Below are 21,127 nucleotides of genomic sequence, written 5' to 3' on the forward strand. Positions count from 1 at the left end.
CGAAGGACATTCGTCCACCTTTCCCGCAGTTTTTCTGCGTTATTCTGCGCGCGTGGGACTCACTGACAGACAACAAATTCTCCTTGACGCCTGGCTGCCGTCGGCCGAGCTCGTCAAGGACCACAGCTGGGGTCTGATCGGCACGCTCGTGCTCGAGCTCAGGCTCGACGGCGAGCGCTACATCGCGAAGGCCGGCGACGAGGCCGATCACCACCTCGCGCGCGAGATACGGGCCCACCGCAACTGGCTGACCCCGTGGACCTCGCGCGGGAGAGCGCCCCAGTTCGTCCACGCCGACGACGACGCCAAGCTCCTCCTGACACGGTTCCTGCCGGGAGAGCTGGTCCAGGGCACGCCTGCCGAATGGGCTCCCGCGACGTACGACGAGGCCGGCGAGCTGCTGGCGCAGTTCCACCAGCAATCCGCCGTACCCGACGACGGCTATGAATCCCGCGAGAACCGGCGAACGCTCGCCAACCTCGGCAAGCAGCACCGAATCGCGCCCGAGCTGACCGAGCGTCTGCGGGCAGAGATCGCCGGGTGGCCAACGCCGCCGGCGATTCTCGTACCTACCCACGGCGACTGGCAGCCGCGCAACTGGCTCACCGACAACGGCACCATCCGCGTCATCGACTTCGGCCGAGCCGACCTCCGCCCGCCGTACACCGACCTCGCCCGGCTCGCCGCCCAGCAGTTCCGCTCGAACCCCGAGCTGGAGACTGCCTTCCTGAGCGGCTACGGCTCGGACCCACGCGAGCCGGACGTCTGGCACCGGGCCCAACTCCGCGAGGCCGTCAACACCTGCATCTGGGCTTACGAGGTCGGCGACGAGCCCTTCGAGCAACAGGGCCACCGCATGATCGCGGAGGCCATCAGCTAGCCGATCTTGGCGACCCACTCGTCGATCGACACGACATCGGCCTGCCGCGGGAACACCTTCTCGGTGAGCACGCGGTGGACCTCGGGATCGGAGTCGCGACAGCCGTCCTCGAGCACCGTCAGCCGGAAGTCCAGGTCGGCCGCCTGGCGCAGCGTGGACAGTACGACGCCGCTGGTGGCCAACCCGGTGAGGACGAGACTGTCGATGTCGCCCGACCTGAGCACCACGTCGAGGTCGCTGCCCGTGAAGGCACTGACCCGCTTCTTCGTGACCACGATGTCGCTGGGCAGCGGGGCGACGTCCGGGTGGATCGCGAGGTTCGGATCGTCGTCGGCCATCCCGTGGCCGCTCGAGATCGCGCTGAACGACTTGTTGCGGGGGCTGATCTCCGGATGGCCGGCGCGGAAACCGACGACCACGTAGATCACCGGGATCTGCGCTGCGTGCGCCGCGTCGATCGCGCGACGCAGGCCGACCAGATAGTCGGTCTCACCGGCGATACGCGCCACGATCACCTGCTGTACGTCCATCACGAGAAGAGCTGTGTTCGCCATATTCGACGGTCCTTTCAGGCTTCATGGCGTCAATGGTGGTGTTCGACAATGCGGCCCACTTGTAGCGCGGGTCGGTCCTGCTGTCCTGCTGGGTGGTCACAGCCGCTCCGAGAGCCGCTCGAGCAACGTCATCAGTTGCTGCAACTCGCGGCGCTCCGCTTGGCTGAACTCTTCCTCGATGGCCTTGGCCAGGCGTTGGCCGGAGACCGAACGCCGATCCGCAGCCATCTTGCGGCCCGTGGCCGTCATCGCGATCACCGCGCGACGGCGATCGGCGACATGCGGCTCGCGGCTCACCAGTCCGCGTTCCTCGAGAGCTGCGAGAGTGACCGCCATGGCCTGAGGGCGCACCCCCTCCTGCTCGGCCAGTGCGCTGGGGGAGGCCGGGCCGTCGCTCTCCAGCCGGGCCAGCACGGAGGACTCGGACAGAGCCAGGTCGCCCACGACCTTCTTCGCGGCGCGGAGCTTGCGGGCGATACGGCCCACGATCAGCCGGAGCGCGGCCGCGTCCTCAGCAGGTGTGGTCACAGGTGCTTACGGTACATTAATTAATTCGTCGTAACTACCTGGGTTGAGAAACTCCGTTGTCGGCGCTCCGGGACGCTGGCATCGTCACCCCATGTCCTCCGCACTCGATGCGCTCACCCTCGACCGGTATCCGCGGTCGAACACCTATGACCCGCAGTGGATCGTCGACAACCTCATGGGCCCGCATCCGCTCTGGAGCGCGGAGGGTCTGATGGAGGCGATGACGCTCGAGCCCGGCATGCGGGTCCTGGACCTCGGCTGCGGTACGGCGCTAACGTCGATCTTCTTCGCCCGCGAGTACGACGTGGAGGTCTGGGCGACGGACCTCTGGGTCGACCCGACCGAGAACTGGCAACGAATCCAGGACGCCGGCGCCGCCGACCGCGTCCACCCGGTCCAGTCCGACGCGCACAAACTCCCGTTCGCGCACGACTTCTTCGACGCGATCGTCAGCATCGGCGCCTTCAACTACTTCGGCACCGGCGCCGACTACCTCGCCTACGTCACCCAGTTCCTCCGCCCCGGCGGCACGCTCGGCGTCGTCGTCCCCGGCATCCGTACAGCGCCCGCCCTCACGCTCCCGCCGTACCTCGAGACCCGCTGGGGACCCGACCTCTGCACCTGGCTCCCACCCGACTGGTGGCACCAACTCTGGCAACGCACCAACCTGGTCACCGTCCAAACCGCCGACTTCCTCCCCAACAGCTGGTCCGACTGGCTCCTCTGGCTAAAAACCTGCGCCGAACTGGACCGCGGCTACAAACCTGACGAACAACTACTAGAAGCCGACCAAGGCAACCTACTCGGATTAACCCGCCTGGTCGCCCGTCTCAATTAACTCGGTTAGACGGCTCTGTAGATCTGCCGGATAAATGTCGTCCAGATCTCGCGCATCGACCCAGCGCAATTCGAAATGATTGGTCGGACAATGCTCGACAGCCTCATCACCGGAAAGTCGCGGTACGCCGCTCACGCCGGTCGCGAGGAAGTAGTACGCCGGCCGCCCGTTGTGCGTCCCCGTCCACAGCAGCCGAGCCGCGCTCGCGGTAAGTGTCGTCTCCTCCTGCAGTTCACGGATGGCGGCGTACGCGGCAGACTCACCCGGCTCGACGTGACCGCCGGGCAGTACGGCGTACCGATGGCCGTCGCACTGCGGTCCAGGGACGTCGGCGTACTCGCACATCACGCACTCGGCGGAGCTCTCGAGCCGCAGATAGCGCTTCACGACCAGGACCTTGCCGGCCTCGACGACGACCGCGGCACCTCGTGGGATCTTCATGAGGCAGCAGTGTGGTCGCCGCCACCGACATATTCGCGCCAGTGAAAGGATCCGTCGCATGCCAAGCACGATGATCGAGGTACGCCGGGAGTACTCCGAGGCGGACGAAGTCGCACTGATCGACGCCGTGCACGACGCCGTCGTCACCGGCTTTCAGATTCCACCGCAGGACAAGGATGTCCGCCTCGTCGTTCACGCCCCACACCGCTTCGCCTGCTCGCCGCGGTTGACTCAGCCGGAGTACTTCACCCTCATCACCATCGACTGCTTCGCCGGCCGTTCACTCGACGCGAAGCGCACGCTCTACACCCAGATGATCGCCAACCTGAAGCCCCTCAACATCCCCGCAGATCACGTGACAATCCTCATCCGAGACCACCCCACCCACAACTGGGGCCTCCGCGGTGGCCACCCAGCCTCCGACCTGGACCTAGGCTTCAACATCAACGTCTGACCCAGATGACGCTACGAGCGACCCGCCACCTGACGTCGGTCTTCCTGGTTCGTCAGGGGAGGGCTCTTCTGCTGTATCGCCGTGGATCCCGCGCGATTGCGGACTCCTGGGTCGGCATCGGCGGCCACGTGGAAGCGGGCGAACTTGACGATCCGGCAGCGGCCGCGCTCCGGGAACTCCACGAGGAGATCGGGATCGCCGCTGATCACCTCGACAACTTCAGCCTCCGGTACGTCGCGATGCGGGACACCAGCACCGAGCTGCGTACGACGTACTACTTCACCGCCGACCTGCGCCCCGAATCACCCATCCCCACCGAATGCACCGAGGGCGATCTCCGCTGGTTCGAGCTGACGATGGACCCCTCGACGCTCGAGATGCCACCGACGGCCGCAGTCGCCTTCACCCACTGGCTGGCCGCGGGCCGACACGATCAAGACCTGCGGTTCATCATGATCGACGCCGCCGGACACGTGACAGGACCGCTCTGATGATCACCCTGCATTTCCATCCCAATTGGCCGCATGGGAATCAGATGGTGATTGAGTCGATGGGGGGCGATGGGTTTTATCGGTCGCAGTTTGTTACCGGGGTTTCTAATGGGGGATTGACGGCCTTCGAAGGCGGTGACCGGTGGCGGTGGGAGAGCCGGTTGTTCGCGCGCGAGTACGACAAGCAGGATCCGGTGGCGCGGCCCGTTTATGGAGTGTGGAATCGGCGGGAGGATGTTTACGGCGGCGGGATCCGCTTCGGGTCGTCGTACTTTCGACTGAAGCCTGAGGCGGTCGACCGGTCGACGTTCTGCTTTCCGGATTCTGCACGGGATCCGGAGCACTTCGGCGACAAGAGTCTGCTGGAGCATTTGTGCCGGCTGGCAGACGAGTCCGGCAGCGACGACCTTGATGATTACGTCGAAGCGCACGTCCACGGCGACGTACGCTTCGACACCCATGTGGACGCATTAGTCCTCGACCCGTCCTTCATCGGCACACGGGTCGAGGAGACCGCACAAAGGCTCGGTTGCGCGGTCGAGTATCACCCGGGATTTCGCGCCACAGCCGACGACTTTGACCCGGCGTACCGCGGCCAGCACATTGTCGACCTCGCGCGCACGCTAGGCCCGGAGTTGACGCCTGAGCTACTCGGGCACGCCGGACACCATGGGCAACCCATCAAGCAGGTCTGGCATTGCTTAGCTCGCTTCGGAAGGGCCGGTGGCTAGCTGGTCGCGGCGGCGGGTGAGGTACGCCGTTTCGGCGGTGTTGCCGGCCAGCTCGATCGCCTTGTCGTACGCCGCCCGCGCCTGCTGGCTCTGACCCATCCGCCGCAACAGATCCGCCCGCGTCGCGTGGTACGCGTGGTACCCGTCCAACTTCTCCGACAGCCGGTCAACCGTCGCCAACGCAACTTCCGGCCCGTCCAGCTCCGCCACCGCGATCGCCCGATTGAGCTCGACGATCGGCGACGGATCCACCCGAACCAGCTGCCCGTACAGCGCAACCACCTGCGACCAGTCCGTGTCACGCACATCCCGTGCAGACGTGTGTACGGCGTTGATCGCCGCGAGGATCTGGTACCGCCCCGGAGCGACCCCGGCCGCCAACCGTTCGCGCACCAGCCGATGCCCCTCGGCCACCATCGCCGCGTCCCACGAGCCACGATCCTGCTCGTCCAAGGACACCAGTTCGCCGCTCGCGGATACCCGCGCCGTACGACGAGCCTCGGTCAGCAGCATCAACGCCAGCAACCCGGCCACCTCACCGTCGTCCGGCATCAGAGCGCGAATGAGCCGCGTCAGCCGGATCGCCTCCGACGTCAGCTCGTGCCGCACCGGATCCGTATCCGGGCCAGTCGCCAGATAGCCCTCGTTGAACACGATGAACAACACAGTCAGTACGCCGGACACGCGCCGGGGGAGATCCTCCGTATCGGGAACGCGATAGGGGATCCGCGCCGCCTTGATCTTGGCCTTCGCCCGCGTGATCCGCTGCCCCATCGCGGTCTCCTGCACGAGGAACGCACGCGCGATCTCGGGCACGGTCAGACCGCCAACCATGCGCAGCGTCAGCGCGACCCGGGTCTCCATCGAGAGCGCCGGATGGCAACAGGTGAAGATCAGCCGCAGGCGTTCGTCATCGATCACACCGAGAGGCTCGGGCGGGTCGTCGTACGACATCTGAGCCTCCTTGTGTTTGTCGTCGCGTTTGTTCTCGCGACGGAGCCGGTCGATGGCCTTGCGGTTGGCGGTGGTGGTCAGCCACGCGCCCGGGTTCGGGGGTACGCCGACGTCCGGCCAGCGCTCGACAGCGGTCGCGAACGCTTCGGCGGCGGCCTCCTCGGCGACGTCGAGGTCGCCGAAACGCTTGGTCAGGGACGCGACCACCCGCGCCCACTCCTCGTGGTGGACCCGCGTGATCGTCTCCTGGACATCGCTCACAGGAACGGCCGCACCTCGAGCCTGCGGTTGCACACCTTCGACGCCTCGGTCACGAGCTCGCGGGCCGCGTCGAGGTCAGCCGCCTCCATGATCCAGAGGCCGGCGATGTACTCCTTCGACTCCAGATACGGCCCGTCGGTGAAGATTGCCTCGCCGCCGCGGTTGTCGACGACCGTGGCCGCGCTCGGCGCCGCGAGACCGCCGGCGAAGACCCAGTTGCCGTCGGCGATGATCCGCTCGTTGAACTCCGTGATGGCGGTCATCTCTTCCGGAGTGGCCGAATTGCTCTTGTCGTCGAGCACAGAAACCAGAAACTGCATCACACATCATCTCCCGTGGTGAATTCTTCGGAAACGGTATCCGGTCCGCGATTCATTCGTCGGCGAACGGGCGTACTTCGAGCTTGCGGTTGCAGACCCGTGACGCCTCCGCGGCGAGCTTGAGCGCGACGTCGAGGTCCGGCGCCTCGACGATCCAGAGCCCGCCGAGGTACTCCTTCGACTCCAGGTACGGCCCGTCGGTGAAGATGGCCGCGTCGCCGCGGTTGTCCACGACGGCGGCTGTCGCGGGGGAGTCGAGGCCGGCCACGAACACCAGGTACCCGTCGGCCCTGAGCCGCTCGTTGAACGCGCCGACGTCGCCCGAACCGTCCGCCGCGTCCGCGGTGCTCTCGTCGTCGATCACAGAAATCAGGTACTGCATCCCGCATCAGCTCCTCAGTCGTGGCGCTCGTTCACCCCTTCCACGAACGTCTGCACGCCGATCCGACAATCTTCGCTGAAGAAACTTTCCGGGCCGCCGGGGGAGAGGTAGGTTGCCCGCCATGACCGACCCCATCAGAACCGAGCGGCTTGTACTGCGTGAACCCGTGGCCCGGGATCGTACGGCGGTCATCGAACTCTTCACGTCGCCCGACGTCGGCACGTACATCGGCGGCCCCAGAGACCGCGACGAACTCGAACGCGCCGTCCCCGAGACGCCCGAGACGCGCCCCGGCCTGTTCGTCGTCGAGCTCGGCGGACAGATGATCGGCATGGTCACGCTGGACCCGCGCGACCCGAGCCGACCGGGTGCGGCGTCCACGGAGCTCGGCTACCTGTTCCTGCCCACCTCCTGGGGCCACGGGTACGCCGCCGAGGCCTGCGCCGCCGCGCTCGACTGGTTCGCCACCACCCGTCCCGGCGAGACCGTGGCACTGACGACCCAAACCGCCAACGCCCCGTCCCTGCGTCTCGCCGAGAAACTCGGCTTCAGCGAAATAACCCGCTTCCACGAATACGACGCCGAACAATGGCTGGGGGTGTGGTCAGCCCCTCATTACAGTGGCATTGACTTCTACTGCGATGTGGCGATTCCTGATCCGAGCCGGCTCAACGTCGTACACGAGGATGAATTGGTATTGGCGTTTCATCACACGCGGCCGTTCTGGGAGACGCACATCGTCATCGTGCCGAAGCAGCACATTGCGTCGTTCACCACAGTGGATTCGTCGGACGAGCAGGTAATGCGCCGGTTATTCAAGGTTGTTCAATCGATCGCGGGGGAGACCGAGAGAACGACTGGGGCAGCCGCGGTATTGACGAACCTCGGTGAATACCAGGATTCCAAACACCTCCACATTCACGTCCACAGCGGGGGTCTCCGGTAATCCGTCCGCACGGTCGCGACTAAGGTCTGTCTCATGGCGATGGCAGACGACTCACAGGTGGACGCTCCTGCAGACCCGAGCCAGCCGTGGCTCGAACTTTCTCCGGACTACGAGCGCGCCCGAGCCAGAGAGAACTCGCTGGATCGGCTTGTCGAGTGGCCTGCGCAGCGAAACCTCCTGGGTGATGTCGCCGGACGATCAGTGCTCGACGTCGGTTGTGGCAACGGCGGCAAGCTGGCTGAGTTGGTCGGAGACGGTGCGACGGCCTCCGTAGGTGTCGATCTCAGTGGCAACTTCCTCAGTGACCCGCCGCCTGGCTTGGAGTTCATTCGAGGAGATCTCTCTGAGCTGGATTCTCTGCCTGGGCTCGCCGGTCGCAGGTTCGACCGGATCTTGTTCCTGCAGTCTTTCGGATACGCGAAAGATCCGGTCCGCACCCTGCAGGCAGCGCGCGCAATGCTGACCGACGACGGATTCATCCTGTTGACCAGGACGCAGCCAATCCGCTACGCCGTCGAACGGTCCGAACAGAATGGCACCTCCCTGGGCGAAGAGTATTTCTCGACCGCCCCGTTCTCCTACCTGAGCGGCTGGAACAACCAAATCACCCTCACCAAGCGCGCCTACACAATCTCCGACCTGATCAACGAGTTCAGCGCGGCCGGGCTATGGATCGACACCGCGCTCGAGCCCCAACTACCCGAGGACACCCGACGCCGCTACCCCCACAAGCAGGCGTGGATGAACAAGCACCTCGGCATCCTAATCTTCAAGGTCCGGCCACTTCCCAGCCAATAGGCACGTCCGGGATGAGCTGCCGTCTCAGTACAACGCCGCAATGGCTCGTGCTGCTATTCGCTGGTTGCGCTCGCTGCGGTCGACATCCCAGGATGGCCAACCGTCGTCCAGAGTCGGAGTGTGCCCGCTGCGGACAGACTCCCGATACTGGATGCACGCAAGCCACAGCGGCTTCATGCTGAGGATCCCAGGCAGCCTGTGAATCTCTTCGCCGGTGAGCTGGACACGCTCGGAGTAGCCACGCGCCGCCGCATCGACGAGGCTCAGGTCGCCCTCTGCCGCGGTCGTCAGCAGCCAGGCGAGTGCTGGTAGTCGTGAACCGCGGCCGGACCCGGCCCAGCCGACAATGACGAGATTTCCCGGCGTACCAACGGCGGACCAGGCGTGATAGCTGCCATGGGTCAGAGCCTGGGGGAGTCCTTCCGCGTCATCGGCGGTCTCTACACGATCCCTCAGCAATTCGAACCCTTCCCGGCCCTCGGGGGCGACATCGTCCTCGACGCTGACCAGGAAGCTCATGGCTGCGGCGAGATTCTCTTTGGGTCGTCCGACCTGGAAGGCGCCGCCGGATTCGTCGGACCCACCGTCCCGGGCGACTGCGCCATCACCTGCGGGGAGAGCGTGCAACCGCCCGAGCAGACTCCCGAGTTCGTGTTGTACTGCGGCGCCCGCATCGGGACGTTCACCGTCGACGAACTTCGTCACGATCACGCCGCTGCCGTTGAACACCGACACCGGCTCCTCATGCGCCACGCGTTCGGCCGGGAAGTTGTGCGCAGCCAGGAATCGCAGGATTTCCGCGTCGCCCTCGACACGGCTGACCTGGTCCGCCGGCGAGGAGAAGATGCGCGCAATCCAGGGCGGCCCGTCCTGGCGCTTGACGAGGAGCGTCCCGGGGTAGTGACCGGGCCACGAGTCGCGAGGGCGAGTTGTGGGGTCGTCGTCGATCGACGCCAATGAGGTGATGCGGATCCCGTACTGCGCCTCGAGGTGCGCAGTGAGCGCGGCGTGCTCGAAGGGCCGAGCGTGGACGAACGGCTGCCTTGCCGCGAGCTCCATGTCGGCGCGCGCTTCGGTATACCGCTGCCCGCTCCTGCGCGCATGCTGCCGTACAGCCCGCTTGAAACTGCCTTGCTTGGTCATGACAAGCCTCCTCGATATGTCATCGCCCCCCAGCAGCGCGACATTCGATACAGGCCTGGACTCAACAGCGACCTTGAGGGCAGATTCCCCTTCGCCATCACGAGGACCCAGCTGGGGCAGACCCTCAGAGGCTCGGCGTCAGCCACCGCCGTAAGCGTCATGCTGCTGCAGCCCACACAACCATGTCAACCGGGTGGCCGAGCGGATCAGCTCGCGCTATCCGCGGGCATGCGCGGACGGGTTGTCCTTGCGAAACCTATTGGTGCCCGGCTCGCTCCGCTGATGGACTGACGTCCCACCGTGAGTCTGCCGCGTGACGGAGGTAGTGGTTGTGACGGGTTATGACGTGCTTGCCGAGGTGTACGAATGGCTCATCTCGGATGCAAAGTTGCCTCCGGCCGAGTTCGCTGCGTCGTTCGATGACGTCCTCGGTCTCCTGCCGTCGAACGCTCACGTCCTCGACTGTTCGTGCGGAACCGGACAGCTGGCGGTTGGCCTCGCCGGTCGTGGCATGCAGGTTGTCGCAACTGACGCCAGCGAAGCGATGGTTCGTCGGACTACAGAGTTGTCTGAGGAGTTCGGGGCATCCGTCCGGGCTGTGCGGGCGAACTGGGAAGAGTTGCCCGACCATTTCGAGGACGGCACGTTCGACATGGTGTTCTGCGTTGGCAACTCGCTTCACCATGCCGCGGGCGCGACAGGCAGGGGTATTGCTCTGCAGTCGATGGCACGCCTTCTGCGCCCTGGCGGGCGCTTGGTACTCACATCCCGCACCTGGGAACTCGTGAGGGCCCGGGGTTCCCGGCTCGACATCAGTGACCGACTCGTCCGCCGGAACGGTCGCGATGCCGTCGTGGTCTACCGCTGGGAGATTGCGCCGCATTGGGAGGAGGAGCACCACATCGAGATCGCGATCGCGCAAGTTGATGCGACTGGATCGGTTCTTGTCCGCTCGGAACTGCTGTCCTGCTGGCCCTACCGGTACGAGGAACTCGAAGCCGAGCTGCACCGGGTCGGACTCCAGACGGAACTGAGCACGTTCAATCTTGAGGCCGAGAACTACATGGTCATCGCGAGCAAGGTATAGACACCGGACTCACAGTGTTTCCGCAGTTAGACAGCGGTTCGTTGTTGGCCGCGGGGTAGTGGATAAGCCGTAGCCGCCGTGATTCATCTGATGCGATACGCAGACCACCAGTTGACATAATGTCCATTATCGGCGATCAAAGGTGGGCCACTCACAGCAGATGCGGCGCTCCAACTCTACGTCTGCGAGCCGGACTGAGGTGTCCAGACGAACCGGACCGACTGGTAGGAACTGTCTATGCCTTCCACACAGGACCCCGAGCCCGATCAGTACGACGCGTTCGCTGTCGCGTACTCCTCAGCCAACGACAGCAACCTCTACAACGCCTACTACGCGCGGCCAGAACTGCTTCGGCTCGCAGGTGACGTGTCAGGCCTCCGTGTGCTCGACGTCGGATGTGGCGCCGGCCCGTTGACCAAGCAACTACAGGACAAAGGTGCTGACGTCTCGGGCTTCGACGGTAGCGCTGCGATGATCGATTTGGCCCGGCGACGCCTGGGCGACGACGTCGATCTCAGAGTTGCAGACCTAGCCGCCCGACTCCCCTACGGCGACGGCGAGTTCGACCTAGCGGTTGCGTCCCTCGTCCTGCACTACATCAAGGACTGGGCGCGGCCGCTCGCCGAATTGCGGCGGGTCCTGAAACCAGGAGGGCGGCTGGTCGTGGCGACCATGCATCCCACCGTGTACGCCGTGGTCCATTCGGACGCCGACTACTTCGCGCTCACCCAGTACTCCGAGGACTACGAGATGGCCGGCCAGACAGTGTGGATGACCTACTGGCACCGTCCCCTGCACGCCGTGTTCAACGCCTTCGTCGACGCAGGCTTCCACATCTCGAAGGTGAGCGAGCCGCCCCCGGCGGCCGACACTCCCCCGGAGCTCCTTCCCAACGAGGACGGGCGCTCGTTCATCTGCTTCCTCTTCCTCGAACTTACGTCTGCGTGACTCGACTCCCGTCTCTTCGCTCGACGGGCGCAGTCAGATGCTCGCCCGCCGCTAGTTGATTGAGATCAAGCCGGCGCGTCTCCGCCGACAGCCGCGCGTACGGCTTCGAGGAGGCGCCCGGCGGCCTCGATGTCGGTTACGGCGCGTTCTGCCAGCGCCTCGAACTCAGGCGGTGCCTGCGGCAACCTCGCGGCGGAAGCGACGATCCCCTTCTCGTTGACTGTCCAACGATGCGCGCGGCCATGCAGCGCTTGAGCCATCACACCGATCGCGCGGAACAGGCAGCCTGCGACGTACACCATGTCTCGCGGCACCTTCCGAGCGCCGCGAATCGAGAACTCTGCCTCCCACAACCCTTCAACCAGCGCATCCCCCAGCGCACCTGGGTAGTGCCGGGTGTCTTCCTGCAGTTGGGTGAATTCACCAGTCGGATCGACGAGCACCTGGCATAGCGCGACTTCGCCGGCGTAAGTGTGGCTGTAGTAGCCGAGCGGATGGCCGACCTGGCGTTCGATCGTAAAGCGACCAGCACGGCACTCGTCCCATACGCCGTTCACGCGATCCAGATCCCGGTAGATCCAATCGACGGCGCGCCCGTCGATCGTGAGCCAGGCGCCGCCGTCCACCCATGGTCCCCAGTCGCCCAAGCCGAACACCTCGTGTTTCGAGGCAACTTCGGCCGCCAGCGCTCGTAACTGATCGATGTCCAGGCGACCTCGGTAGTAGATTCCGAGATCTGTGTCGCTGTCGGGACGGTGCTCACCACGAGCTCGGCTTCCGCCGAGGACAACAGCTACGACGCCTGGAACGACAGCGAGCCGTTCGACCAATTCATCCATCACGAAACGAAGCCTTCCACATCCCGGAATTTGCACCATGGCAAGATCGATCGGGTGATCACTGACGTGTGGGACCGCGAGAACACTGGAACTGGTCGCTACAGCCGCGGGGACGTCGTACTGCGGCGGTCGCGCCGCGGTCGGGTCGTTACTTGGGTACAAGCCACGCGTGTCGTACGCGATGACGAGAACGGCCTGCTGTTGTGGCTGCCGGCGGGCTCGGGATTCGGGCACCGGGCTGACGATCAGGGACGGGCGACGCGCGAGGAGCCGATCGACGTCGTCGCGGCGCGCCCGCTGGTGGCAGACCAGTGGAAGCACAACAGCGTGTTGATCTGGAATCCGGCCGGTGCCGCGCACTCGTTGTGGTGGTTCTTCGCTGCGGAAGGTTTCACCGGCTGGTACGTCAACCTGGAGGTTCGCGGACCGCGCTGGAGCGACGGTCAGCGCCGTGGCATAGATGTCGCTGATATGGGCCTCGACGTCGTCGTCGACCCTGACCGAACCTGGTGCTGGAAGGACGAAGACGACTTCGCCGCTTTCACCGACGCGCCGGGCTACTGGACCGCCGCACACGCAGTTGCCGCCCGCGCTGAGGGGCGTCGTGTCATCGCACTGGCCGAGGAAGGCAGGTTCCCCTTCGACGGGACGTACTGCGACTTCGCCCCCGATCCCACCTGGTCGCTGCCGCAGCTACCGACGGGCTGGGACATCCCGCCTAGTTAGCCGATGCACGGATCTACGGCAGGTGTACGAAGCCGACGTAGTCTGCGCCGGCTGGGCCCGGGCGGGAAGTTCCGTCGCGGGTCCAGCCGTGTTGCTTGTAGAAGCGGATGGCGCGAGAGTTTCGCTCCCAGACATCGACCTCGCCTACAGCGTGGGCCTGGCGTGTGATGGAGATGAAGCGTGTCATCAGGGCGCTGCCAACGCCGCTCGACCACTGGCCTGGCTCGACGAAGATCCCGACGAGCCGGACGCGCGTCTCGTGAGGCGCGTTGGTCGGGAACACTCCGTTGGCATCGAGCGTGATCACACCGACGATGTCATCGCCCAAGACGGCTACCAGGACGGCGAGTTGAGCATCCGCCACCATCTTGCGCCACGCCTCGCGGTACTTCTCGTCGGGAATCGCAGCCACCTCGTGGCCGCCGGCGCCGTAGTACACAGCACGCGACCGGGCATGCAGCTCCGCGAGCGCATCGCCGTCGCCGGGTGCTGCGTCTCGAATGCGGACTACCTGAGTTGGCATCTAGACGACGCCGGTCACGTTGATGACTACGGTGTGGCCGTGTGGCTGGAACCTCGTGTCGGGGGCCAGTTCACCGGTACCGATCTCGAATCGGAGCGATCCCTCACTCAGCATCCGGTGTTGGCGGACGTACGTGACGCTCTCGGCGAACGATCCGATGAGCGCGAACACGGCCGCTCGTGCGTGTCCCACGCTTGTCGGTTCGCCGCGCCACTCAAGGTCGAGGACGAAGGTGTGGTCGTCGGTCGAGGTGGTTCGCACAGCAAGTCGCCCGTCGTCCTGACACCATCGTTCGACGTGCGGCAGCAGATGATCCTCGGGTTGCTCAGCGACCCACAGTGGCTCCTGGAAGGCCGCGAGCAGATCACTCGCACCAGGCACCAACCACTTGGCGTCCCCCAGGCCGCGTCCGGTTTCGTCGTCCTCCCATCGGGCCCGCATGTGAGGACGGTACCCCAGTCCTCAGTATCCGCGGGCGCCGTCCAGCTGCTCGCGCAGAATGTCCAGGTGGCCAAGGTGGCGGGCCGTCTCCTCGATCATGTGCGTCAGGATCCATCGCACCGATACCGGGGCGAACTGTGGTGGCGTGAAGTGCTGCATCGTGTCGAGAGGCAACCGAGCAACGATGCGCCTCGATTGACCACACTCGGCGTCGTAGCCGCTCAACAGGTCGGCGATCACGCGACCACCGGTAGCCCATCCCCCGTCCTGGTCCCGCTCGAACGGTTCATCCGCAAGAGAGGGAAAGCTTCCAGCAAACCAGTCGTGCTCGGTCTGCCGGAGATGCGAAACGACCCCGGCAACAGTCATGCGCGGGGACGTCTCCAGGAGGGCTCGATCGGCCAGTTCGACCGGTAGACCGTCCACCTTTCGGTGCACTGTTGCTCGTTGCCAATCGAGGAACCCGGTCAGCACCTCACGCTCGTCGGCGGCGCCCGCAGGAAAGATACGCTCCACGCTCAGTACGCCTCGAGGGTGAAGAAGATGAAGCTCAGGAACCTGGTGATGTCCTTCAGGTGGTCCGGGAGGATTTCGCTCGGTGTGTCTGGGGCGATGGGTGGCTCGCTGATGACGGAGATCCGGAAGCCTGCTTCGGTGAACGCGTCGGACATTGCCTGGAGCGGCCGGTGCCAGTTCGTGTAGACGATCGTGCGGCCGGCGTGCTCGGCGTCGTACGAGAACGCGGTGCCGTCGAAGTAGTCGGCGTCGGGGTTCAGCGCCGTGTAGACGATCGGATGGTTCACCGACATGATCAGGCGGCCGCCTGGCTTCAGCACCCGGTGGAGTTCTGCGAGCGGCTTGGTCCAGTCCTCCAGATAGTGCAGGACCAGAGACGCCACGACGTCATCGAAGGCAGCGTCGGCGTACGGCAGCGGGTCGGCCAGATCGCCGACGATTAGGTCGGCGTCCTCGCCGAGCCGTCGGCGGGCCAGCTGGATCATCTCCGCGCTCTGGTCGAAGCCGGACATGATCGCGCCCTTGTCACGCAACGCGGCTGACAGCGGACCGGCGCCACAGCCGACGTCGAGGATGCGACGACCGTCCACGTCACCGGCAAGATTCACCATCGCCGGCCGTTCGTAGTGACCGTTGAGCAGATTGACCTCGTTGTCCGCGGCGTACGCCTCAGCGAACTCGTCGTAATCCATCGTCGGCACTAGCGCTCCTTCTGTCGTCAGCGGATCTGGCGATCTGTACGACGCCGCGAGTGGAGATTGTGTTCAGGGTTCCATCTGCAGAAGTTGGCGGGACGAGGCGAAGCCGAGCCGCTCGTACACCGGCACAGCCTTGCGGCCGGAGTGGACAGTCACGCGACCGGCTCCGAGCTCCAACGCGTGGTCGGCCGCGGCTTGTACGAGCGCCGATCCGACACGATTACCGCGAAACTCCGGTACGACGTACACGCTCTGGATGTCAGCCGAACGCCGCGCCGTCGTGCCCGGCCTGGGCACCCGCGGGACGATCGCCAGCCACGCCATCCCGACGAGCTCAGACTCGTCCATGCGAGCGACGAACGCGAAATGCGAGTCGTTGTCGGTCCACCAGGACGCCAGATCGGCAGCGAACTCGTCGACGGATTGCTCGGCGCGTTGCGAGGGTGCGGCGTTCAGCCAGAGAAGTCGAGCCAGCTGTGCCACGTCGGCCTTACCTGCGAGGAAAATATCCACCTGGCCAATACTCCCCCAGCTCCCCGCCGCTGGAAAACCGTTTCCTGCTTAGCTCATGAGCTCTTGGAGTCGCTCGGCGCTGGTCGTGTCGGCCGGCAGGAAGGTCTCGATGGCGAGGCTGGCGGCTGTCACTTCCAGTGGAGCGCCCATGGTGGCGATCAGGGTGAAGAGACGGACCGGTCCCAGGCGGGTCTTGAGATCGAGGGTGACCATCGGCTGTTGGGCGGCGGCTGTCGGCGGGGCGTCAGGTAGGTACGGCTCGACCTCGTCCAGCAGTTCGGCCAGCGCATCGTCGGCGGTCTCGCGGCTGCGGCGTTTCAGCTGGTGGATGAGCGGGAGACTGCAGGCGGCCGTCATTGACGAGATGCTCGGCAGACCGCCTGGATGCACCGACAGCCGCAGCATGTTCATCGGCGGCTTCAGGAGCTCGGAGGCGACGCCGGCCCACAGCAGCGACGCCGCGGCATTCGCGTCGATCAGGTTCCACAGGCCGTCGACAATCAGCGCCGGGTTGGGAAGATGGGCGTCGAGCAGCCGCCCGAGCGATTCGCGCAGCGGCTGCATGGCCGCGGAGTTGTACGGCTGATCGAGGTAGATCGGCGCGAACCCGGCCGCGAGCAGCAACCGGTTGCGTTCGGCGATCGGCAGGTCGAGATGGTTCGAAAGATGGACCAATAGCTGACGGCTCGGCTGCGCACGGCCCGTCTCCACGAAGCTCAAGTGCTTCGTCGACACCTCGGCGTCGAGCGCCAACTCGAGCTGACTCAGCCGCCGGTGCACCCGCCAGAATCGCAGCAGCTCGCCAGCGGTCTGTGGCTCCTCCAAGACGGTCATAACAACTGAAGGGTACGGCGGACCGCGGCCAGCCAGCCATTACCCGCGAGGTAACTGCACCAAGGAGGTAATTGAACCTCTCCCCCGCCGCCCCGGATCGTTGACGCCATGAACCCCACATACACAGCAGTCGCAACCACATCCGGCCGCGAGTCCCGCGCCGTCACCGCTGACGGGCAGCTCGACGTTCAGCTCGCCTTCCCCAAAGAGATGGGCGGAACCGGCGACGGCATCAACCCCGAACAGCTCTTCGCCGTCGGCTGGGCCGCGTGCTTCTCCACCAGCCTCGACCGTGTCGCCCAGGCCCGCGGTATCGACGCCTCGGACGTCGCCGTCACTGCGGAGGTCAGTCTCGTTCCCGCTGACGGGAGGTTCGAGCTGGCCGCCGTACTGCGGGTCGAACTCCCCGACCACCTCCAGGGCGAGCCTGGCAAGAAGTTGCTCAAAGCAACAGAAGCCGTCTGCCCGTACTCCCGCGCCGTGCAGGGCAACATCTCGGTGCAGATCGTCACCGAATGACGCCATGCTCGGCGAGGAGCGCCTCCAGCGTGTCGTGACCCTGAGTGAAGTCCCACAGCTCGGCGTGGAGCCCGGCGGTGCGAGCGCCGGTGATGTTGCGGGAGGTGTCGTCGATGAACAGGATCGTCGACGGGTCGGCGCCGATCCGGTCCGCGGCCCGCGTGAAGAACGCAGGATCCGGCTTGGCCACGCCGAGGTCGTACGAGTAGCAGCTCACGTCGAACAGATCGTCGTACCCGAGCGCCGTCCGCATGTGCTCGCCGCGGTAGCACTCCTGATTGGTCCCGAGATGTACGCCGTACCCGCCGCGCTTCAGAGCTCGCACGATGTCGAGCGACTCCTCGATGAGCACGATGTTCTTCCACACCGCGTCGTACACCTCGGTCGCCGGCGTGCTCACGCCGTACCGCGTCAACGACGCCTCGAGCACCGGCAGGTAGTCGCCCTTCCCCGCGAGCATCGGCAGCTCGTCGGACCAGGTCTCATGCAGAAAGTCCCGCGCCCGCTCCCCCACATACGGCTCCATCGCCGCATACCACCCACCCGGCAGATCCTGCAGCACCCCATCCGCATCGAACAACACATGCCGAACCCGGGAATCAGCCATGCGAGCGATTCTGCACGAGTTTCAACTGATGAGCCTCCGGGTTGTTCGCGATCTGGGCGGAGGTGAGGCCGATCCGGACACCGGCGGCTTCGACCTCGACGTGTTGGATCGGGCCGGTCGCCGGTGCGCGGAAGGCTTCGGTCAGGCCGAGGCGGGTGTAGAAGGCCAGGCAGGCGTCCACGTCGGCGCAGAACAGGTTGACCTGGAGTTGGGCGATCACACGAGTGAGCTTAGGACCAGGATCGGTTCGAGGGCTTCGTCGGACGGAGTCTCCTCAGGCACTGCCTCTGATTCGGTTGGGTCCTGTTGCTGTACGTCGCCGTAGATGGCGGCGACGTACAGCTTGGGGATCAGGCACATCAGGACGGGTCTTGCAGGATGCCGAGGACGTTGCCGTCGGGGTCGGTCAGGGTGGCGACCAGGCGGCCGCCGCCGACGTCCTTGGGGGCGTCCTTCAGGGTGCCGCCGGCGGCGGTGATGTCGGCGATCTTCGCCTCGATGTCGCTGACGTGCCAGTACGCCGTCGGCGAGGTCAGGTCGCTGTTCGGTACCAGGCCGATCTGCTGACCCTCGGCCTCGAACCCGACGTAGTACGGCGAGTCGGCCATCGGCTCCAGACCGAGCAGCGCGGCGTACACCGGCTTGGCCTTCTCCAGGTCGGTGACCGGGTGCAGGATCGTCTTGACGCCTTGCGTGGAAGTCATTTCAGCATCTCCAAACTCGGGTTTCGCTTACTGACTGTCACGTTAGTCGTGCCGACTCGCCGGTGCTTCTTGATTCCTGACCGGTTATCCGACGTACTCCGCGAGGTGCTTGCCGGTCAGCGTCTTCGGCTTCTTGACGAGCTCCGCCGGAGTGCCCTCGAAGACGATCTTGCCGCCGTCGTGGCCCGCGCCCGGGCCGAGGTCGATGATCCAGTCGGCGTGCGCCATGACGGCCTGGTGGTGCTCGATGACGATGACAGACTTGCCGCCGTCAACCAGGCGGTCCAGCAAACCGAGCAGCTGCTCGACGTCGGCCAGGTGCAGACCGGTGGTCGGCTCGTCCAAGACGTAGATCCCGCCCTTCTCCCCCATATGCGTCGCCAGCTTCAGCCGCTGGCGCTCGCCGCCGGAGAGCGTGGTCAACGGCTGCCCGAGCGACACGTATCCGAGCCCGACGTCCGCGAGCCGCTCCAGGATCTTGTGCGCCGCTGGGGTCGCAGCCTCGCCCTCAGCGAAGAAACCCACCGCCTCGGACACCGGCATGGCAAGCACCTCAGCGATGTTGCGACCGCCGAACGTGTACTCGAGCACAGCAGCCTGGAACCGACGACCCTCGCACTCCTCACACGGAGACTCGACCGTCGCCATCACGCCGAGCTCGGTGTAGATCACGCCCGCGCCCTTGCAGGCCGGGCACGCACCCTCGGAGTTCGCGCTGAACAGCGCCGGCTTCACCCCATTGGCCTTCGCGAACGCCTTCCGGATCGGCTCGAGCAGTCCGGTGTACGTCGCCGGGTTGCTCCGCCGGGACCCCCGGATCCCGCCCTGATCGATCGCCACGACGCCTTCACGATCGGCGATCGACCCGCGGATCAACGAGCTCTTCCCGGAGCCGGCCACACCAGTCACCACGACCAGCACACCGAGCGGTACGTCGACATCCACGTCCTGCAGGTTGTTCAAGGAAGCTCCACGCACCTCCAACGCGCCCGACGCCGAGCGCACCGACGACTTCACCGAGGCCCGGTCGTCGAGATGCCGTCCAGTCAACGTCCCACTGGCACGAAGCTTGTCGAGCGTCCCCTCGAACACCACCTCGCCACCGCCGGACCCGGCACCCGGCCCGAGGTCGATGACGTGGTCGGCGATCGCGATCGTCTCCGGCTTGTGCTCGACGACCAGCACTGTGTTGCCCTTGTCGCGCAACTGCAGCAGCAGGTCGTTCATCCGCTGGATGTCGTGCGGGTGCAGCCCGATCGTCGGCTCGTCGAAGACATACGTCACGTCGGTCAGCGACGACCCGAGATGGCGGATCATCTTGGTCCGCTGCGCCTCACCGCCGGACAGCGTCCCCGCGGGCCGCTCCAGCGACAGGTACCCGAGGCCGATGTCGACGAACGAGTCGAGCGCCTCGCCCAGCGCCTTGAGCAGCGGTGCGACCGACGGCTCCTTCAACGCGCGGATCCACGCGGCCAGGTCGGTGATCTGCATCGCGCACAGGTCCGCGATGTTCTTGCTCTTGATCTTCGAGGACCGCGCCTCGGCGCCGAGCCTGGTCCCGTTGCAGTCGGGGCAGGTCGTGAACGTGACCGCACGCTCGACGAACGCGCGGATGTGCGGCTGCATCGCGTCGACGTCCTTGGACAGGAACGACCGCTGGATCGCCGGGATGATGCCGTTGTAGGTGAGATTGATGCCCTCGACCTTGATCTTGGTCGGCTCCCGGTGGAGCAGGTCGTGCAGTTCCTTCTTGGTGTACTTCTTGATCGGCTTGTCCATGTTGAAGAAGCCGGAGCCGCGGAAGATCCGCCCGTACCAGCCCTCCATGCTGTAGCCGGGGATCGTCAGCGCGCCCTCGGCCAGGGACTTGTTCTCGTCGTACAGCGCGGTCAGGTCGAAGTCGGTGACCGAGCCCATGCCTTCGCAGCGCGGGCACATGCCGCCGGCGTACACCTGCTCGCGGACGACCTTCTTCTCGCCGGCGCCCTTGTCCGCGGTCATCGACCCGGTCGCGGTCCGCTTCGGCACGTTGAACGAGTACGCCGTGGGCGGGCCGACATGCGGTGTCGCGATCCGGCTGAACAGGATCCGGAGCATCGCGTTCGCGTCGGTCGCCGTACCGACCGTGGAGCGGGGGTTGGCGCCCATCCGCTCCTGGTCGACGAGGATCGCGGTGGTCAGACCGTCGAGTACGTCGACCTCGGGGCGGCCCAGCGTCGGCATGAAACCCTGCACGAACGCGCTGTACGTCTCGTTGATCAGCCGCTGCGACTCGGCCGCGATCGTGCCGAACACCAGCGAGCTCTTGCCCGAGCCGGACACCCCGGTGAACGCGGTCAGCCGGCGCTTCGGGATCTCGACGCTGACATCCTTCAGGTTGTTCACCCGCGCCCCGGTGACCCGGATCATGTCGTGGCTGTCGGCAACGTGTTCGTCGCGGCTCATGCGTAT

At 65.5% G+C, this 21,127-nt stretch carries 29 protein-coding genes; 11 read left to right on the top strand and 18 right to left on the bottom strand.

The features are described 5' to 3' along the window. Positions 1–52: 52 nt before the first annotated feature. Positions 53–880 carry a phosphotransferase gene (locus tag ACQPYH_RS21395; RefSeq protein WP_432893985.1) on the top strand — a complete coding sequence of 276 codons (828 nt, stop codon included), beginning with the start codon at positions 53–55 and terminating at the stop codon, positions 878–880. On the opposite strand, the gene ACQPYH_RS21400 is transcribed toward ACQPYH_RS21395, so the two are convergent. Continuing rightward, positions 877–1,434 carry a cysteine hydrolase family protein gene (locus ACQPYH_RS21400; protein ID WP_432893987.1) on the bottom strand — a complete coding sequence of 186 codons (558 nt, stop codon included), beginning with the start codon at positions 1,432–1,434 and terminating at the stop codon, positions 877–879. The genes ACQPYH_RS21395 and ACQPYH_RS21400 overlap by 4 nt on opposite strands. A 96-nt stretch (positions 1,435–1,530) precedes the next feature. Beyond that, a complete protein-coding gene (locus tag ACQPYH_RS21405) occupies positions 1,531–1,962 on the bottom strand; it encodes a MarR family winged helix-turn-helix transcriptional regulator (RefSeq protein WP_432893989.1) in 432 nt (143 codons plus the stop codon). Between the two features lie 91 nt (positions 1,963–2,053). Here ACQPYH_RS21405 and ACQPYH_RS21410 point away from each other — a divergent pair, with 91 nt between their 5' ends. Further along, positions 2,054–2,800 carry an SAM-dependent methyltransferase gene (locus ACQPYH_RS21410; protein WP_432893991.1) on the top strand — a complete coding sequence of 249 codons (747 nt, stop codon included), beginning with the start codon at positions 2,054–2,056 and terminating at the stop codon, positions 2,798–2,800. Here ACQPYH_RS21410 and ACQPYH_RS21415 read toward each other — a convergent pair. Next, positions 2,771–3,241: an NUDIX domain-containing protein gene (locus ACQPYH_RS21415; RefSeq protein ID WP_432893993.1), complete on the bottom strand. Its 471-nt coding sequence runs from the start codon at positions 3,239–3,241 to the stop codon at positions 2,771–2,773. The genes ACQPYH_RS21410 and ACQPYH_RS21415 overlap by 30 nt on opposite strands. Positions 3,242–3,299: 58 nt before the next feature. Here ACQPYH_RS21415 and ACQPYH_RS21420 point away from each other — a divergent pair, with 58 nt between their 5' ends. The 3 genes from ACQPYH_RS21420 to ACQPYH_RS21430 are packed head-to-tail and all read left to right on the top strand — an operon-like array spanning position 3,300 to position 4,917. Then, on the top strand, positions 3,300–3,695 hold the full coding sequence (locus ACQPYH_RS21420; protein WP_432893995.1) for a tautomerase family protein: 396 nt from the start codon (positions 3,300–3,302) through the stop codon (positions 3,693–3,695). A 5-nt stretch (positions 3,696–3,700) separates the two neighbouring features. Beyond that, on the top strand, positions 3,701–4,186 hold the full coding sequence (locus ACQPYH_RS21425; RefSeq protein WP_432893997.1) for an NUDIX domain-containing protein: 486 nt from the start codon (positions 3,701–3,703) through the stop codon (positions 4,184–4,186). After that, positions 4,186–4,917, top strand: coding sequence for a DUF3626 domain-containing protein (locus ACQPYH_RS21430; protein WP_432893999.1), 732 nt, complete (start codon positions 4,186–4,188; stop codon positions 4,915–4,917). Before ACQPYH_RS21425 ends, ACQPYH_RS21430 begins: the two co-directional genes overlap by 1 nt. Here ACQPYH_RS21430 and ACQPYH_RS21435 read toward each other — a convergent pair. The 3 genes from ACQPYH_RS21435 to ACQPYH_RS21445 are packed head-to-tail and all read right to left on the bottom strand — an operon-like array spanning position 4,888 to position 6,834. Next, the gene (locus ACQPYH_RS21435) at positions 4,888–6,132 is read right to left on the bottom strand and encodes an RNA polymerase sigma factor (RefSeq protein WP_432894001.1); all 1,245 of its coding nucleotides are present in this window, start codon (positions 6,130–6,132) and stop codon (positions 4,888–4,890) included. The two genes, ACQPYH_RS21430 and ACQPYH_RS21435, sit on opposite strands and share 30 nt — an antisense overlap. Further along, complete coding sequence (locus ACQPYH_RS21440; protein ID WP_432894003.1) at positions 6,129–6,452, bottom strand: YciI family protein; 324 nt, start codon at positions 6,450–6,452, stop codon at positions 6,129–6,131. The genes ACQPYH_RS21435 and ACQPYH_RS21440 overlap by 4 nt, the downstream gene beginning before the upstream one ends. Before the next feature lie 52 nt (positions 6,453–6,504). Beyond that, on the bottom strand, positions 6,505–6,834 hold the full coding sequence (locus tag ACQPYH_RS21445; RefSeq protein ID WP_432894005.1) for a YciI family protein: 330 nt from the start codon (positions 6,832–6,834) through the stop codon (positions 6,505–6,507). A 121-nt stretch (positions 6,835–6,955) separates the two neighbouring features. Between ACQPYH_RS21445 and ACQPYH_RS21450 the strand changes: the two genes are divergently transcribed. Then, positions 6,956–7,780, top strand: a complete 825-nt coding sequence (locus ACQPYH_RS21450) for a GNAT family N-acetyltransferase (protein WP_432894007.1) — start codon at positions 6,956–6,958, stop codon at positions 7,778–7,780. Between the two features lie 33 nt (positions 7,781–7,813). Beyond that, entirely contained in the window at positions 7,814–8,578 is a 765-nt protein-coding gene (locus ACQPYH_RS21455) for a class I SAM-dependent methyltransferase (protein WP_432894009.1), read from the top strand. Between the two features lie 24 nt (positions 8,579–8,602). Here the strand turns inward: ACQPYH_RS21455 and ACQPYH_RS21460 are convergent, their stop codons facing one another. Continuing rightward, a complete protein-coding gene (locus tag ACQPYH_RS21460; RefSeq protein ID WP_432894011.1) occupies positions 8,603–9,721 on the bottom strand; it encodes a phosphotransferase in 1,119 nt (372 codons plus the stop codon). Between the two features lie 313 nt (positions 9,722–10,034). Between ACQPYH_RS21460 and ACQPYH_RS21465 the strand changes: the two genes are divergently transcribed. Together ACQPYH_RS21465 and ACQPYH_RS21470 are read left to right on the top strand one after the other, a co-directional pair. Beyond that, on the top strand, positions 10,035–10,808 hold the full coding sequence (locus ACQPYH_RS21465; RefSeq protein WP_432894013.1) for a class I SAM-dependent methyltransferase: 774 nt from the start codon (positions 10,035–10,037) through the stop codon (positions 10,806–10,808). A gap of 237 nt (positions 10,809–11,045) precedes the next feature. Then, positions 11,046–11,756 carry a class I SAM-dependent methyltransferase gene (locus ACQPYH_RS21470; RefSeq protein WP_432894015.1) on the top strand — a complete coding sequence of 237 codons (711 nt, stop codon included), beginning with the start codon at positions 11,046–11,048 and terminating at the stop codon, positions 11,754–11,756. A gap of 65 nt (positions 11,757–11,821) precedes the next feature. Here ACQPYH_RS21470 and ACQPYH_RS21475 read toward each other — a convergent pair whose 3' ends face one another. Continuing rightward, on the bottom strand, positions 11,822–12,595 hold the full coding sequence (locus ACQPYH_RS21475; RefSeq protein WP_432894017.1) for a nucleotidyltransferase domain-containing protein: 774 nt from the start codon (positions 12,593–12,595) through the stop codon (positions 11,822–11,824). 54 nt (positions 12,596–12,649) lie between these two features. Here ACQPYH_RS21475 and ACQPYH_RS21480 point away from each other — a divergent pair, with 54 nt between their 5' ends. Further along, positions 12,650–13,321 carry a DUF402 domain-containing protein gene (locus ACQPYH_RS21480; protein ID WP_432894019.1) on the top strand — a complete coding sequence of 224 codons (672 nt, stop codon included), beginning with the start codon at positions 12,650–12,652 and terminating at the stop codon, positions 13,319–13,321. Positions 13,322–13,334: 13 nt separating this feature from the next. Here ACQPYH_RS21480 and ACQPYH_RS21485 read toward each other — a convergent pair whose 3' ends face one another. The 6 genes from ACQPYH_RS21485 to ACQPYH_RS21510 form a co-directional block, all read right to left on the bottom strand. Next, on the bottom strand, positions 13,335–13,844 hold the full coding sequence (locus tag ACQPYH_RS21485; protein ID WP_432894021.1) for an N-acetyltransferase family protein: 510 nt from the start codon (positions 13,842–13,844) through the stop codon (positions 13,335–13,337). Continuing rightward, entirely contained in the window at positions 13,845–14,285 is a 441-nt protein-coding gene (locus ACQPYH_RS21490; protein WP_432894023.1) for a hypothetical protein, read from the bottom strand. A 21-nt stretch (positions 14,286–14,306) separates the two neighbouring features. After that, the gene (locus tag ACQPYH_RS21495; RefSeq protein ID WP_432894025.1) at positions 14,307–14,801 is read right to left on the bottom strand and encodes a DinB family protein; all 495 of its coding nucleotides are present in this window, start codon (positions 14,799–14,801) and stop codon (positions 14,307–14,309) included. Between the two features lie 2 nt (positions 14,802–14,803). Next, positions 14,804–15,493, bottom strand: coding sequence for a class I SAM-dependent methyltransferase (locus tag ACQPYH_RS21500; RefSeq protein WP_432894450.1), 690 nt, complete (start codon positions 15,491–15,493; stop codon positions 14,804–14,806). 72 nt (positions 15,494–15,565) lie between these two features. Beyond that, the gene (locus tag ACQPYH_RS21505; RefSeq protein WP_432894027.1) at positions 15,566–16,012 is read right to left on the bottom strand and encodes a GNAT family N-acetyltransferase; all 447 of its coding nucleotides are present in this window, start codon (positions 16,010–16,012) and stop codon (positions 15,566–15,568) included. 48 nt (positions 16,013–16,060) lie between these two features. Further along, a complete protein-coding gene (locus ACQPYH_RS21510) occupies positions 16,061–16,846 on the bottom strand; it encodes a helix-turn-helix domain-containing protein (protein WP_432894029.1) in 786 nt (261 codons plus the stop codon). A 108-nt stretch (positions 16,847–16,954) separates the two neighbouring features. On the opposite strand from ACQPYH_RS21510, the gene ACQPYH_RS21515 reads away from it, so the two are divergent. Next, positions 16,955–17,365 (top strand): Ohr family peroxiredoxin, encoded by a 411-nt coding sequence (locus ACQPYH_RS21515; RefSeq protein ID WP_432894031.1) that lies wholly within the window; start codon positions 16,955–16,957, stop codon positions 17,363–17,365. On the opposite strand, the gene ACQPYH_RS21520 is transcribed toward ACQPYH_RS21515, so the two are convergent. From ACQPYH_RS21520 to ACQPYH_RS21535, 4 genes are all read right to left on the bottom strand, one after another. Next, on the bottom strand, positions 17,355–17,972 hold the full coding sequence (locus tag ACQPYH_RS21520; RefSeq protein WP_432894033.1) for an HAD family hydrolase: 618 nt from the start codon (positions 17,970–17,972) through the stop codon (positions 17,355–17,357). The two genes, ACQPYH_RS21515 and ACQPYH_RS21520, sit on opposite strands and share 11 nt — an antisense overlap. Next, on the bottom strand, positions 17,965–18,192 hold the full coding sequence (locus tag ACQPYH_RS21525) for a VOC family protein (protein ID WP_432894035.1): 228 nt from the start codon (positions 18,190–18,192) through the stop codon (positions 17,965–17,967). The genes ACQPYH_RS21520 and ACQPYH_RS21525 overlap by 8 nt, the downstream gene beginning before the upstream one ends. Before the next feature lie 139 nt (positions 18,193–18,331). Next, on the bottom strand, positions 18,332–18,676 hold the full coding sequence (locus ACQPYH_RS21530; protein ID WP_432894037.1) for a VOC family protein: 345 nt from the start codon (positions 18,674–18,676) through the stop codon (positions 18,332–18,334). Between the two features lie 84 nt (positions 18,677–18,760). After that, positions 18,761–21,121, bottom strand: a complete 2,361-nt coding sequence (locus ACQPYH_RS21535; protein ID WP_432894039.1) for an ATP-binding cassette domain-containing protein — start codon at positions 21,119–21,121, stop codon at positions 18,761–18,763. Positions 21,122–21,127: the final 6 nt, after the last annotated feature.

It is taken from the genome of Kribbella sp. CA-245084, from assembly GCF_050942355.1.
Taxonomy (GTDB): Bacteria; Actinomycetota; Actinomycetes; order Propionibacteriales; family Kribbellaceae; genus Kribbella.

What these genes read in the sequence shown, in the direction of transcription:
- ACQPYH_RS21400 (WP_432893987.1), bottom strand. Translation starts at nt 1,434, where the DNA reads ATGGCGAACACAGCTCTTCTCGTGATGGACGTACAGCAGGTGATCGTG.
- ACQPYH_RS21410 (WP_432893991.1), top strand. Translation starts at nt 2,054, where the DNA reads ATGTCCTCCGCACTCGATGCGCTCACCCTCGACCGGTATCCGCGGTCG.
- ACQPYH_RS21415 (WP_432893993.1), bottom strand. Translation starts at nt 3,241, where the DNA reads ATGAAGATCCCACGAGGTGCCGCGGTCGTCGTCGAGGCCGGCAAGGTC.
- ACQPYH_RS21420 (WP_432893995.1), top strand. Translation starts at nt 3,300, where the DNA reads ATGCCAAGCACGATGATCGAGGTACGCCGGGAGTACTCCGAGGCGGAC.
- ACQPYH_RS21425 (WP_432893997.1), top strand. Translation starts at nt 3,701, where the DNA reads ATGACGCTACGAGCGACCCGCCACCTGACGTCGGTCTTCCTGGTTCGT.
- ACQPYH_RS21430 (WP_432893999.1), top strand. Translation starts at nt 4,186, where the DNA reads ATGATCACCCTGCATTTCCATCCCAATTGGCCGCATGGGAATCAGATG.
- ACQPYH_RS21440 (WP_432894003.1), bottom strand. Translation starts at nt 6,452, where the DNA reads ATGCAGTTTCTGGTTTCTGTGCTCGACGACAAGAGCAATTCGGCCACT.
- ACQPYH_RS21445 (WP_432894005.1), bottom strand. Translation starts at nt 6,834, where the DNA reads ATGCAGTACCTGATTTCTGTGATCGACGACGAGAGCACCGCGGACGCG.
- ACQPYH_RS21450 (WP_432894007.1), top strand. Translation starts at nt 6,956, where the DNA reads ATGACCGACCCCATCAGAACCGAGCGGCTTGTACTGCGTGAACCCGTG.
- ACQPYH_RS21455 (WP_432894009.1), top strand. Translation starts at nt 7,814, where the DNA reads ATGGCGATGGCAGACGACTCACAGGTGGACGCTCCTGCAGACCCGAGC.
- ACQPYH_RS21460 (WP_432894011.1), bottom strand. Translation starts at nt 9,721, where the DNA reads ATGACCAAGCAAGGCAGTTTCAAGCGGGCTGTACGGCAGCATGCGCGC.
- ACQPYH_RS21470 (WP_432894015.1), top strand. Translation starts at nt 11,046, where the DNA reads ATGCCTTCCACACAGGACCCCGAGCCCGATCAGTACGACGCGTTCGCT.
- ACQPYH_RS21475 (WP_432894017.1), bottom strand. Translation starts at nt 12,595, where the DNA reads ATGGATGAATTGGTCGAACGGCTCGCTGTCGTTCCAGGCGTCGTAGCT.
- ACQPYH_RS21485 (WP_432894021.1), bottom strand. Translation starts at nt 13,844, where the DNA reads ATGCCAACTCAGGTAGTCCGCATTCGAGACGCAGCACCCGGCGACGGC.
- ACQPYH_RS21490 (WP_432894023.1), bottom strand. Translation starts at nt 14,285, where the DNA reads ATGCGGGCCCGATGGGAGGACGACGAAACCGGACGCGGCCTGGGGGAC.
- ACQPYH_RS21500 (WP_432894450.1), bottom strand. Translation starts at nt 15,493, where the DNA reads ATGGATTACGACGAGTTCGCTGAGGCGTACGCCGCGGACAACGAGGTC.
- ACQPYH_RS21510 (WP_432894029.1), bottom strand. Translation starts at nt 16,846, where the DNA reads ATGACCGTCTTGGAGGAGCCACAGACCGCTGGCGAGCTGCTGCGATTC.
- ACQPYH_RS21515 (WP_432894031.1), top strand. Translation starts at nt 16,955, where the DNA reads ATGAACCCCACATACACAGCAGTCGCAACCACATCCGGCCGCGAGTCC.
- ACQPYH_RS21520 (WP_432894033.1), bottom strand. Translation starts at nt 17,972, where the DNA reads ATGGCTGATTCCCGGGTTCGGCATGTGTTGTTCGATGCGGATGGGGTG.
- ACQPYH_RS21530 (WP_432894037.1), bottom strand. Translation starts at nt 18,676, where the DNA reads ATGACTTCCACGCAAGGCGTCAAGACGATCCTGCACCCGGTCACCGAC.
- ACQPYH_RS21535 (WP_432894039.1), bottom strand. Translation starts at nt 21,121, where the DNA reads ATGAGCCGCGACGAACACGTTGCCGACAGCCACGACATGATCCGGGTC.